The following is a 12,642-nucleotide window of genomic DNA, read 5'->3' as shown; positions in this document are numbered from 1 at the left end:
CTACCGCCTGTTTGCGACACGTCGCGGATGCGACGCGACCCGGCGCGCCGGCGTGCCGCCAGTGGCGATCTATCTCAGGCGAAGGCCCAGATGTCCTCGGCCTGGAAGCCGACCTGATAGCCTGATGTCTTCAGCTTGACCACGACCTGGCCGATTTCGGCGGCCGGCAGCGCGCCGACCTCGACCTTGATCATGCCCGGACGATAGCGCTTGAGATCGAGCTGTTCGAAGACGATCCAGTCGGCGCCCTCGCAATCGACCAGGAAGGCGTCGATATGCGTGATGCCGTTGCGGTCGAGCAGCGTCTGCAGCGTTTCCGACGGCACCTCGATATCCCTCACGTGCGGCGCGAACTTGTTGAAATTGGCGTCGTCCTCGCCCCAGGCATTCTTGCCCGACATCAGATTGGTGTCGGTGACCGACGAGCAGCCGATGAACTCGATCGGCAGCGTGCCGGCCTCGAGTGCCGCGGCATCGAAAGTGTGGACGGTGATCGTGCCCTTGGTCTTCGTCACCGCGACCGGTTCGATGACGAAGCGTTCCGTGTCGGGATAGTTGGCCCGCAACCGCTTCTGATTGTACGGGATCGGCTCGACCAGCACGGCCCGCGCCCGCGGAATGCGGTGCAGCCACGGCGTGACGTCGTCGAACAGCGCGCCGTCGCAAGCGCCGACATTGACCATCTGGAAGGCTTGCCCACCGCCAAACCGCGCCTTCAGCGCCGCCTTGGCCAGGAATTTCGTGCCACGCAACGCCGGCCCCCGATCGAGCAGGCCGGCGGGCAGGCCGAGCGAAAGGGCGATGCGCGCCAGGCCGGAAATGGAACTCATGGCTTATCTCCAGGTATGGCCTGCAAGGCGATGGGCCGCCTTCCATTCAGGCTTGCCGACGCCCACAGCGCCATGATCGGGCCGACGAGCAAAAGGTAGGGCGGCAGAAGGTTCGGGAAGTAGATGCGGGTGTCGTGGATCGGAAAGACGGTGAATTTCGCCAGCACGCCAAGCACCAGTGCTGCAAGCAGGATGCCGGCGCGGCGATCGAGCCGGAAGCCGGCGCGGCCGAGCGCAAACCACGCGGCCAGCGCCAGAACCGAGACCCCGACCCAGCTGTTGATGCTGATAGCGCGAATGAAGGATGCGGCAAACGCCTTGAGATAGGCGCCAACCGAGAACGGCGGCTCGAAGCCATCCATATTGTAGTGCTGCTCGATGCTGGAGAACCACAGATGCGGCCACCAGCCGGGATGCTGGGCCCAGTGCGAAATCGCGAAATAGGCGACGAAGGACGCGGCAAAGCCGGCCAGCGCGCCCCACGCCCGCTGCCGGAAGACCAGCAGCAGCACGGCGAAAATGGCCAGGAACACGATGTTGTCCGGCCGCGCCATGAAGGCCAGGAAAAGCAGGACAGCGGTCGCTGCCTCGCGGCCGCGCACATAGGCAAGCAGCCCGCCGAGGAACAGCGCCGAGCACAACAGATCCGGGGTCGAGGCGCGTGCGGCATCGCCGAAATCGGCCATGATCAGCACCGCGCCGACCACAGGCGCCAGCGCAAGCGCGCCTTCGGTTCGCAGCCACAGCAGCGTGATCATCCCGAACAGCAGCACCGAGACCACCTGCAGCACCCGCATCGCCTCGACCGGCGACATCACCGAACTCATCGTCGACAGCATCTCGGCATAGAGAAACTTGATCCGGTACATGCCAAGCAGCGAGTGAAAGTCGGCGGCATTTTGCGCCATATGGCTGCGGAAGCCGCCGCCATCGTCTGTCAGCGCCTTGTAGTCGGCGGCCGAAACGCCGGCCTGGACCGTCCTGTAGGCATAGTCATGCAGCGCCTGGGCATCTGGGTAAGCGCCCTCCTCGGCGATTGTGAGATAAGGCAGCATGTCCCAATTGGCATCGGGCATCGTCCAGGCGGTAAACGCCGTCAGCAGCATATAGAGCGAAAACGCGATCGCGCCGATTGGCGCGGCCCATCGCGCATAAGTCCCCTCGCCCCACGCCAGAGCGGCCGCGGTCAGCCGGTCGAGTGTGTTTTGCGGGGCGGGAGACTTGCTCAGCATTGTCGGACTCGGGACTTCGCTCAACGGACTTCTTTAACGGACCTGGCTTTTGACGAAATCCTTCACGATCCCCACGATGCCGCGCGACAGCAGGCTATCGAAGGCATCGACGAAATGGTCGACATGCTCGCGCTGGCAGATCAGCGGCGGCTCGAGACGGATGACGTTGCGGTTGTATTCGGTGAAGGCGACGAGCACGTCATAGTCGCGCAGCAACAGCGCGCCGACGAAGCCCGACAGCGAGCCCTTCAGCTTGTCGTCGAGGACGCTGACGATCGGACGCAGCACCATCGGCAAGGTCTGCGAGAAGTCGTGGAACTCGAGCCCGACCATAAAGCCTTTGCCGCGCACATCCTTGATGATCTTCGGGTACTTCTCCTTCAGCGCCTGCAGGCGCTGCAGCAGATAGTCGCCGGTAGTGGCGGCGTTGTCGATCAGCCCCTCATCATAGAGCACGTTGATGCCCTCGATCGCGGTGACGCAGGCCTCGCCCATGCCGCCAAAGGTGGCCATGGCATGGATCATCGCCGTCTTCGGCGTGCCATAGGCCTTCATATAGACCTCGCGCCGGGCGATCATCGCGCCGACCGCCGCCTTGCCGGCGCCGAGCGATTTCGCCAGCGCCGTCACATCGGGCACGACGCCATAATGCTCGAAGGCATAGAAGCGGCCGGACCGGCCATAGCCGCACTGCACTTCATCAGCCACCCACAGCACCCCATAGTGGTCGCAGAGCGCGCGCAATTTCTGCCAGTATTGCGCCTCTGCCTGGATGATGCCGCCGCCGCCCTGGATGGTCTCGAGTACGATGACGCCGACCTCCGGGTCGGAGCGGAACAGCCGCTCGACCGCTTCGATATCGGCGAACGGAATGCGCACGGTGTTCTCAGCCATCTTGAAGTCCGCGCGGTAGAGCTGGCCGTCGGTGATGCCGAGCACGCCCTTGGTCTTGCCGTGGAAGGAATTCTCGGCATAGACGACCTTCGGCCGCTTCGGCCCGGCGGCGCGCTCGGCGAGCTTCACCGCCGCTTCCATCGCTTCCGAACCCGACGAGCCCAGAAATACCATGTCGAGATCGCCGGGCGAGCATTTGGCGATGTTGTGCGCCAGCGCCGATGCATATTGCGACATGAAGGCGATGGCGATTTCCTGGCGCTTCTCCTCCTGGAATTTGCGCCTGGCCTCCAGGATGCGCGGATGGTTGTGGCCGAAGGCCAGCGAACCGAAGCCGCCGAAGAAGTCGAGAATCTTGCGGCCGTTCTGGTCGATGTAGAACATGCCTTCGGCACGCTCGATCTTGATCTTGTGGAAGCCGAGCAGCTTCATGAAATGCAGCTGGCCCGGATTGAGATGCGCCTTGAACAGGTCGGTCATGCGCGCGACATCCATCGCCTTCGCCTGCTCGACGCTGATCAGGTCGGGCTTGGCGATGGCGGTAGGCGACAACGCCGGCGCGCCGACCATGGTGCGCGCGTTCGTCTGCTCAGGCTTGGCCATGACGGTCATTTCGGAGTTCTCCTGGTCGTCCCACTTATTCGGCGGGGACATGATTGGCGGTGACGGCAAGCCCGTCTTTCTTGGCGCGGTATTCGCTGTAGGCGGCGATCAGCATGTCCTCGTCGCGATATTGCGGCACCCAGCCGAGCTGGCGCTCGGCCTTGGATACGTCGAGCACGCACTCCTCATCGGCGATCAGATATTGTTCGGGATCCATGATCGGCATGTTCATGAGATCGAGCAGGTCGAGGGTGCACTTGACCGCCCAGCCCGGCGTCGGGATCAGCAGCGATTTCGAGCCGGCATGCTTGATCAGGTCGCCCAGCAATTTCTTCACCGGCGGCGGATTGAGGGAGCCAAGATTATAAGCCTGGTTGGGCACGCCTGCCTTCCAGGCCGAGCGGGCAGCTTCCGCGCAATCGAACACCGAGATGAACTGATAGGGGTTCTTGCCCGAGCCGATCATCGGCACAGGAAAATTCCAGTCGATCAGTTTGAACAGCTTTTCCAGGATCCCGAGCCGGCCGGGACCGATGATCAGACGCGGGCGAAACAGCGAGATCGACATGCCGCGCTTGCGCCATTGAGCGGCGAGCTCCTCGGTCTTCTGCTTCGACCAGCCATATTCGCCGAGCGGTGCGACCGGGTGCTCCTCGGTCATCGGCTGGGTGACCGTGTGGCCGTAGATCATGTCGGTGGTGTAGTGGACGAGCTTGGACGCGCCGGCCTTGTCCATCGCCTGCATGATGTGTTCGGTGCCGTGGAAATTCACCGGAAAGAAGAAGTCGTGACGCTTGGCCCGCACCTGGATCGGCGACAGCATTTTGGCCGACAGGTTGTAGACCATGTCGTCGGCCTTCAATCCGATGTTGGCCACCGAGGCCGTATCCGTGACATCGCAGGTGACGAAGCGAACGTTGCGATAGTGCGTCAGGTCGCTCTTGACGATGTCGGCAACGACAACCTCTTCACCATCGGCCACAAGCTTCGGGGCAAGATGACGGCCGACAAAGCCGTCGCCGCCGAAAATAACATGTCTCATCGAACGATCTCGCTGGTCTTGTCGGGGATGATGGAAGCGGTTTGGTCGTCATGCCCGCTCCCGCCCAAGTCTCGACCGCTTTGCGCGATCAGCATGGTGCCGATGCAGATGAAGGCGATGCCGGCAATGCGCCAGGCATTGAGGTCCTCGCGGAAGATGAAATAGGCGAAGATCGCAACCGCGACATAGGCAAGGCTGAGGAACGGATAGGCAAAGCTGAGCTCGACCTTGGACAGCACATACAGATGCGAAGCCATCGAGATGACGAAGGTGCACAGGCCGAGAAACACCCATGGGCTGAAAACGATCTGCAACAGCTTCAAAAGCGGATTGGTGCCTTCGAACGAAATCGGACCGAGCGACATCATGCCTTGCTTCAGCATCAGCTGCGCGGCGGCATTGGTCATGACCGTGAACAGAATGAAGACGATGTATTTCATATTTTGCACCCGCCACTCGCAACGGTCCTATTACTAACCTGCAAACATTTCGTGAAGTCACGACAATGCTTTGAGTAAACCACGGAACTCACGATCTATTCACCATGACTTATTCGGATTGTACCTATTCAGCTGCCTCGACACGCCCTGGCCGGACGTTGAGCTTTTTCGCCGTCCGCAGCCAGAAACTGGACACGAACGCCGGGTCGCGCAGCGCTTCAAGCCGCTGCCAATTCGGGAAGGAGGCCGCGAAAGTATCAGCGCCCATGCGCGCATCCTTGTACGGGTTGACCGCGCCGCCGGCCGCGACCGTGATGCGGTCGAGTTCGCTGAGCAGGGCCAGCGTCCTGTCGCCGCGATTGGGGAAATCCAGCGTCAACGTGAAGCCTGGCCGCGGAAAGGACAGCAGCCCCGGCGAGCGGATCGAGCCGAAGCGCTTCAACACCGTGAGGAAAGAGCCCTGCCCGGCCCGACGCGCCGCGTCGAGCAGCGCCGGCACGGTCTCACGCGCGACATTTTCCGGGACCACGCTCTGGTGCTGGTAGAGACCTTTCGGACCATACAGCCGATTCCAGTCGCCGACACCATCAAGCGGAAAGAAAAAGCCCTGGTAGCCGGTTTGGCTCGGCCCCGGCGAGCTCCCCTTCTTCCACCGATAGGCGGCGTTGAAGGCGGTGAGGAACGGCCGGTTGAGCACATTGAACGGCGGCTGGAACGGCACTGAAAAACGGGAGCCGGCGCGAGACGCCGCATGCGAGCCATACTCGGCATGATTGCCTGTCAACAACAGGCCGCGCCCGCGGCCATGGCCGCCGGCAAGCTGGTTGATCCAGGCGACGGCATATTCATTGGCCTGGTCGGCGGCCTCGGCCAGTTCGAAGAATTCGCAGAGATCGGCAAACCGCGTTACCTTCTCGGCGATATCGAGCGAATGCACCCGCATCAGCCGGATCGAGGCCGACAGGATCAGGCCGGTCAGCCCCATGCCGCCGATCGTCGCCGCAAACAGCCTTGCATTGTCGGTTGCCGAGCAGGTGTAGGTCCGCCCGTCCGAGCGCAGCAGGGTGAGAGACTCGACATGGCAGCCGAAAGTGCCGCGCCGGTGATGGTTCTTGCCATGGACGTCATTGGCGATCGCGCCGCCAAGGGTGACGAACTGGGTGCCTGGGACCACCGTGGGAAAGAAACCGTAAGGTGCAGTGTGCGCAATGATATCGGAGAGGAACACGCCGGCCTCCGCCTCGAGCAGGCCGGTCTCGGCATTGAAGGCGCCGATGCGGTTCAGCGGCCGCATGTCCACGACCGCACCTGGCTCGTTCTGGCAGGAATCACCGTAGGAGCGGCCATTGCCATAGGCGAGCAGAGCGTTCTTTGTCGCCTTGCCGCTTCGCATCAGCGCGATGGCATCGTCGGCCGCGATGGCTCGCTTTGCGGCCGGCGTGGCGAGGCCAAAACTCCGGTACCGTTCGCCGGCCATGCCCTACCAGCCTCCCGCGACCAGAAGGGCGGCGCCGATCACCACGACGATCTGGCTTCGCCAGTCGCGAATGATGAAGATGACCGGATCGTCATTCATCTCGTTGCGGCGCGCCAGGATCCAGACCCGCATGGTCAAATACAGCACGATCGGCGCCAGCGGCCAGACCAGCCAGGGATGCGGATAGAGTTCGCGTACCGCGACGCTGTCCATGTAGAGCGCCAGCACCAGCGCCGAGGAGAAGGCCGACGCCATTCCTGCCTGGGCGACGATCTCCTGATCTTCGATGCGGTAGCCGCGACCGGCAATGCGCTCGCCCACCGGAATGGCTGTGGTGCGCAGTTCGACATAGCGCTTCACCAGCGCCAGCGACAGGAAGAAGAAAATCGAGAAGGCGAGCAGCCAGAACGAGACTTCGACCCCGGTCGCCGCAGCACCTGCCAGCACACGCACCGTGTAGAGCCCGGCCAGCGTCAGTACGTCGGCCAGGAGCATGCGCTTGAACGACAGCGAATAGGCTGTGGTCACCACCAGATAGCCGGCGAGCACGCCCAGGAACTCGATCGGCAACAGAAGCCCGGCGGCAATGCCGATCGCCAGCAGCACCGCCATCGCGCCGAGACCGAACGGGATCGACAAAGCGCCGCTGGCGAAAGGCCGGTTGCGTTTGGTCGGATGCTTGCGGTCGAGCGCAAGGTCGAAGAAATCGTTGAGAATGTAGATGGCGGAAGCCACGGCGCTGAAGGAGACGAACGCCAGCAGGCATTGCCAGATCATGTTGATGTTGAAGTATTCATGCGACAGCACCATCGGCACCGCGATCAGCGAATTCTTCAGCCACTGATGCACCCGCAGCATCTTGACGTATGTCTTCAATGTCCCTTTCGGCGCCGGCATCCTTTCGGCGCTATGCGCGGCCTGCCAGCGCTTCGCATGGCGGTCGGGCGCCACGACGATGGCGTTGCGTGCGGCTCCGAAAACCTTGAGGTCGTGCCGGCTGTTGCCGGCATAGTCGAAACCGCCGTCCCCATAGGCGGCGATGAGCGCGTCGCGCTTGCGGCCCGAGGTCATGTTGTGGGGACCGTCGGTCGCCAGCACATAGTCGAAGACGCCCAGATGCGCGGCGATCGTCTCGGCGAACTTGCGTGGCGTACCGGTCGCCAGCACGATCTTGCGTCCGTCGCTATGGTCGGCGAGCAGCCGCTGCAGCAGCGCTTCGCGATAGGGCAGCGAGGCCGGATCGATGTCGATGCGGTCGGCGATGGCTTGTTTCAGCCGCGCCGGGCCGGCGGCCAGCCAGAACGGAACCAGGAAAACATAGAGCGGATTCTTCTTGAGCAGGATGAACAGGCCTTCCCAAAGAAGATCGGTCGCAATCAGCGTGCCGTCGAGGTCGACCGCAAGCGGGATTGCGTTCTTGTCCGACCGCGCATCCATATCTTTCCTGCCCAGCTCAAAAACCCGTCGCGCCACGTTTCGGCGTCTGGGTATCCGGCATAGCGAGCAACGGCGCAACGAACGTTAAAACGTCTGGTTGCAACGGATATGCGCCGGGGTATTTCCCTCGTCATCGTTAAGCAACCGTTGCCGTAGACGAGAAAAGGCCGGGCATTGCCCGGCCTCTGCAAGAGCTGCTTGCCGACTTTACTTGATGCGGGCAACGCCACCCGAGATTTCGACCGTTTCCGAGCCGGTCAGGGCCTCGAGGTCACCATTGGGCAAGGTGACGAAACAGCCGTTCGGGCAGAATTCCACGGTTTCGCCGGCGGCCAACGCCAGCTCCGTCTTGCCGCCGCCTTCCGTCACGATCAGCGTACGGGTCTCAGCATCCTTGTTGACCGCGCTGGCGGCAAAGGCCGAGCCACTCGCTGCGGTAAGAGCGATGGCGACGACGAGCGACTTCCACATTTTGCAATATCGGTGTTTCCACACCGCCTCTGTTGCATTTCGCAAGGCATTCTCGCCTTTGCATGTGAGCTTATATGAGATGCAAGCTGAACCGCAACTGAATGCCGCATTCATGCCGCAATTGGTTTGGGAGGAGCTTGGGGCCTTAGCTGGGATCGGGTTTGCGGGCCTTGCGACCAGTTTTGGCCAGCCGCTTCGCCTCGGCGGCGGCTCTGGCCTCCGCCTGCTCCTTCTCGGCGAACTCGACCTCGATCTTGTCGTCGTCGATCGGCCATGCGTCGGTCTTCTTGACCTTGACCTCGGCGCGCGGCGTCGAGGGGATTTCTATGTGCTCGGCGTCAAAAGCATCGAGAACGGCAAAGCGGATATCGTTCTGAACGATGGCGCCGTTCAGCACATCGGCCAGGAACACGCGGATCTCGAACTCGAGTGCTGCCGGCCCGAAATTGGTGAACAGCACGAAGGGTTCCGGGTTCTTCAGCACCAGCGCATGGCCGCGCGCAATCTCAAGCAGGACCGCGTGTACCCGCTTGACGTCGCTGCCATAGGCGACCCCGACCTTGATCTCCACACGTCCGAGCTTGTTGCGGTGCGTCCAGTTGCCGACGGCGTTGTTGATGAGGTTCGAATTGGGCAGGATCACCGATTGCCGCTGGAAGGTCTCGATTTCGGTGGCGCGCACGCTGATCTTCTTGACCGTGCCTGATGTGTCGCCGGCGACGATCCAGTCGCCGACCTTGAACGGCCGCTCGGCGAGCAGGATCAGGCCGGACACGAAGTTGGACACGACATTCTGCAGGCCAAAGCCGATACCCAGCGAGAGTGCGCCTGCAACGAGCGCCAGGTTGGAGAGATCGATGCCCGCCGCCGAGATGCCGACGAGCCCAGCGAGCGCGACGCCGGCATAGCCGACCGCCAGCCGGATCGAGTTGCGCACGCCGGTATCGACCTTGCCGCGCGCCATTACCGAGCCGTCGAGCCAGCCCTGGAACCAGCGGGTCAGGAAATAGCCTATGATGAAGACGACGATTCCGGTGAGGATGCCGGTGACCGAAATCGTCACCGAACCGACGGTGACGCCTGTCGCCAATTTATAGCCCCAGGCCTGGATATCGCCGGGCTGGAAGCCCCACATCAACAGGATCAGCGGCAGGAACACCAGCACGATCATCAGGTTGATGGCGACGCTGACGACGAGGCCGAGTTGGTCGAGCGCGGTGTCCTCATAGCTGGAATTGGTCTTCAGCCAGCGCCCGATGGACGTGCCGGCGAAACCACCCTCCTCGCCGATCTCGCGTGCCGACAGGAAGCCGATATAGGCGGTGAGCAGGATGGTGCCGGTGACCACGACCTGCAACGAGACGAAGATGGCAAGACCGATATAGCCTAACAGCGCCGCCGCAATCGTGAACAGGCCGAGCGCGACACAGGTGTAGCGCAGCCAGGCCGGCCAGGGGCGCCAGCGCCGGTCGGCATCCTTGTAAGGCTTCAGCAGCGCCATAAGGATCAGGATGACGCCCACGATGACGGTGGCGACAAAACTCCTGGCCACCGTCAGCGACAGGGGCGAGCCCATCTTGTCGTTGACGATCGACAGGAAATTGTTGATGCCGATGACGACTGCCATGGCCGTCGTCAGCCGCACCAGCCAACGCGCCGGGCCGGTCTCGACCTGGATCAGGCGCCAGTTCGGCATGCTGGGCGACAGCGCCGCATTGGTCAGGCGGTTGACACAGAACACTATGGCGATGACGGCTGCCAGAGCGTTGAGGAAAACGCCTATGTCGCCGCGCAGCACATTGTAGTAATTGTACAGGAACACCGTCGAGGCGAGGAAGGCGCTGACCGCCAGCGTCGGCAGCAAAGTCGACCAGAACGCCACCGACAGGCGGCTGAGATACGTCGGATCTTCAACCGACGCGTCGGGCTCGAAGATGCGCCCAAACAGGCGGCGCCCACCGACCAGAAGCACCACGGCCAACGCGAGCGCCATGAGGGTCGCCGCGAGCATCGCCTGGAACTTGAACTTGAAGGCAAAGCTCAGCCAGGACGACACCGCCCTGTAAAAATTGGCGTATTCGTCCCTGGCGTCGGAAAACACTTGCGGGCTCAGTGCATCGGACAGCACGTAACGCTTGGTCAGCCCGCTGCGAAACAGCTCGCTGCGCATATTGCCGATCTTCTCGATCAGCGCATTGATGCGGATCGACAGGTTCTGCGCGCCGGCGATGACGGCGTTGATCTCCGCCTTTTCCGACGCCAGCGCCTGGCGCTCGCCGGTCACGATATCCGGTTCAGGCGGCTGTCCGGCAGCCGGGGGCGCACCAAGCTGCTCAAGCCTCGAATTGATCTCCACCAGCCGGGACCGGAACGCCAGCGCGCTGTTCAGCGCAGCGCGCGACAGCTCTTCCAGCTGCAGGCGGATCTCGACGAGGGTGGTGTCGTCGACGCCGTCCTCCTGGACTTTCTTCTCCAGAGCGTCGGTTTTCGTCGTCAAACCCTGCAGGATTTTCTGCTGGTCGGCGACCAGCCCGGCAGGCGCCTGGCCCAGCCCCTGCGCCATCGCGCCGAACGAATGCGGCGCCAAGGCAACGAGCGCGAGGACCAGGATCAGGCGAAAGAAGCGAAAAAGCATAATGGTGGCGACTCAAAGGGCGGCAAGGCCGCTTCTAAAGCGGTCCTTGATAGAGACGCTCATCCCGTGGGGCAAGTCGTGGCGAAGTCATCGCAGTTGGGCGCCTTGCGGGAGTCGGCCAGTCGAAAAGCCATGGCGCAATCTTGGCTTTGCGCCCGCCGCCTGCTCTATAGTCTGCCGCATCGCGCCGAGCCGGAAGGTTTCAGGTCTGTCCGACCTGAAACCTTCCGGCTCTAGAAATCAAAGATATAGAGCATGATGTCGTCCGAAAACCGCTTCACACTTTTCGGCATCATGCTCTAGGGATGGCATGAAGAATGGCGGAATATTCAGCCCTTTCGCTTCTCACGAACGCGCTCAAGGGAAACAAGGACTGGAAGCCGGCCTGGCGCAAGCCCGACCCCAAGGCTTCCTATGACGTCATCATCATCGGTGGCGGCGGCCACGGCCTGTCGACGGCGTACTATCTGGCCAAGGAGCACGGCATCACCAATGTCGCGGTGCTGGAAAAGGGCTGGCTGGGTTCCGGCAATGTCGGCCGTAACACCACGGCGGTGCGCTCCAACTACCTTTTGCCGTCCAACACCCGCTTCTACGAACATTCGATGAAGATGTGGGAGAACCTTTCGCACGACCTCAACTACAACGTCATGTTCTCGCAGCGCGGCTGCCTGAACCTGGCTCACACGCCGGGCCAGTTCGACGACTTGGCAAGGCGCGGCAACGCCATGCGCCACCTCGGCGTCGATGCCGAGCTGATGAACACCGCCGAGATCGCGCGCCTGGTCCCGGCGCTGGACATGTCGGCCTCCGCGCGCTTTCCCATCGTCGGCGGCCTGATGCAGCCGCGCGCCGGCACCGCCCGTCACGATGCGGTTGCCTGGGGCTATGCCCGCGGCGCCGACCGACGCGGCGTCGACATCGTCGAGAATTGCGAGGTCACCGGCTTCCTGCGCGACGGCGACCGCATCACCGGCGTGCAGACGACGCGCGGAGAGATCCGCGGCAAGAAAGTTGCCGTGGCCGTTGCCGGCAGCACCGGACGGGTGATGCAGCTTGCCGGCATCGACAGGATGCCGATCGAGAGCCATGTGCTGCAGGCCTTCGTGACAGAGTCGCTGAAACCTTTCGTCGACACGGTGCTGACCTTCGGCATGGGTCATTTCTACATGTCGCAGTCCGACAAGGGCGGCCTCGTCTACGGCGGTGACATCGACGGCTACAACAGCTACGCTCAGCGCGGCAACCTGCCCATCGTCGATGAGGTGATGAGCGAGATGCTGGCGCTGTTTCCCGGCCTTGCGCGTGTACGCATGCTGCGCTCCTGGGGCGGCGTCTGCGACATGTCAATGGACGGTTCGCCGATCATCACCACCGGCCCGCTGCCCGGCATGTATCTCAACTGCGGCTGGTGCTATGGGGGCTTCAAGGCGACGCCGGCCTCGGGCTGGTGCTTCGCATACACCATCGCCAAGGACGAACCGCACGCGTTCAACGCGCCGTTCACGCTCGACCGTTTTTATCGCGGCCTAGTGATTGACGACAAGGGCCAGGGCGCAACGCCCCGGCTGCATTAGGGTT

Annotated in this window: 10 protein-coding genes; 1 reads left to right on the top strand and 9 read right to left on the bottom strand. The window is 62.6% G+C overall.

The genetic code is table 11. The annotated features are described in order from the left end of the window. Positions 1 to 74 precede the first annotated feature (74 nt). The 9 genes from X733_RS159115 to X733_RS159155 all read right to left on the bottom strand — a co-directional run bounded on the left by X733_RS159115 (position 75) and on the right by X733_RS159155 (position 11,061). Positions 75 to 830 carry an FkbM family methyltransferase gene (locus X733_RS159115; RefSeq protein ID WP_023670377.1) on the bottom strand — a complete coding sequence of 252 codons (756 nt, stop codon included), beginning with the start codon at positions 828 to 830 and terminating at the stop codon, positions 75 to 77. Continuing rightward, positions 827 to 2,062, bottom strand: a complete 1,236-nt coding sequence (locus X733_RS159120) for a glycosyltransferase 87 family protein (RefSeq protein WP_023818041.1) — start codon at positions 2,060 to 2,062, stop codon at positions 827 to 829. Before X733_RS159120 ends, X733_RS159115 begins: the two co-directional genes overlap by 4 nt. Positions 2,063 to 2,095: 33 nt before the next feature. Beyond that, the gene (locus X733_RS159125; protein ID WP_245274398.1) at positions 2,096 to 3,526 is read right to left on the bottom strand and encodes an aspartate aminotransferase family protein; all 1,431 of its coding nucleotides are present in this window, start codon (positions 3,524 to 3,526) and stop codon (positions 2,096 to 2,098) included. A 67-nt stretch (positions 3,527 to 3,593) separates the two neighbouring features. Further along, positions 3,594 to 4,601: an NAD(P)-dependent oxidoreductase gene (locus X733_RS159130; RefSeq protein ID WP_023818039.1), complete on the bottom strand. Its 1,008-nt coding sequence runs from the start codon at positions 4,599 to 4,601 to the stop codon at positions 3,594 to 3,596. After that, positions 4,598 to 5,041 carry an EamA family transporter gene (locus tag X733_RS159135; RefSeq protein WP_023818038.1) on the bottom strand — a complete coding sequence of 148 codons (444 nt, stop codon included), beginning with the start codon at positions 5,039 to 5,041 and terminating at the stop codon, positions 4,598 to 4,600. Before X733_RS159135 ends, X733_RS159130 begins: the two co-directional genes overlap by 4 nt. 124 nt (positions 5,042 to 5,165) lie before the next feature. Beyond that, positions 5,166 to 6,518, bottom strand: a complete 1,353-nt coding sequence (locus X733_RS159140; RefSeq protein WP_023818037.1) for an FAD-binding oxidoreductase — start codon at positions 6,516 to 6,518, stop codon at positions 5,166 to 5,168. 3 nt (positions 6,519 to 6,521) lie between these two features. After that, positions 6,522 to 7,955, bottom strand: a complete 1,434-nt coding sequence (locus tag X733_RS159145) for a UbiA family prenyltransferase (RefSeq protein ID WP_023818036.1) — start codon at positions 7,953 to 7,955, stop codon at positions 6,522 to 6,524. A 207-nt stretch (positions 7,956 to 8,162) separates the two neighbouring features. Beyond that, entirely contained in the window at positions 8,163 to 8,426 is a 264-nt protein-coding gene (locus X733_RS159150; protein ID WP_023670370.1) for a hypothetical protein, read from the bottom strand. A gap of 145 nt (positions 8,427 to 8,571) precedes the next feature. Further along, positions 8,572 to 11,061 carry a mechanosensitive ion channel family protein gene (locus X733_RS159155; protein ID WP_023818035.1) on the bottom strand — a complete coding sequence of 830 codons (2,490 nt, stop codon included), beginning with the start codon at positions 11,059 to 11,061 and terminating at the stop codon, positions 8,572 to 8,574. Between the two features lie 317 nt (positions 11,062 to 11,378). Here X733_RS159155 and X733_RS159160 point away from each other — a divergent pair, with 317 nt between their 5' ends. Beyond that, positions 11,379 to 12,638 carry a sarcosine oxidase subunit beta family protein gene (locus tag X733_RS159160; protein WP_023818034.1) on the top strand — a complete coding sequence of 420 codons (1,260 nt, stop codon included), beginning with the start codon at positions 11,379 to 11,381 and terminating at the stop codon, positions 12,636 to 12,638. Positions 12,639 to 12,642 lie beyond the last annotated feature (4 nt).

The organism is Mesorhizobium sp. L2C066B000 (genome assembly GCF_000502335.1).
Taxonomy (GTDB): domain Bacteria; phylum Pseudomonadota; class Alphaproteobacteria; order Rhizobiales; family Rhizobiaceae; genus Mesorhizobium.
The sequence above is the reverse complement of the archived record's forward strand: the minus strand, read 5'-3'. Positions and strand labels throughout refer to the sequence as shown.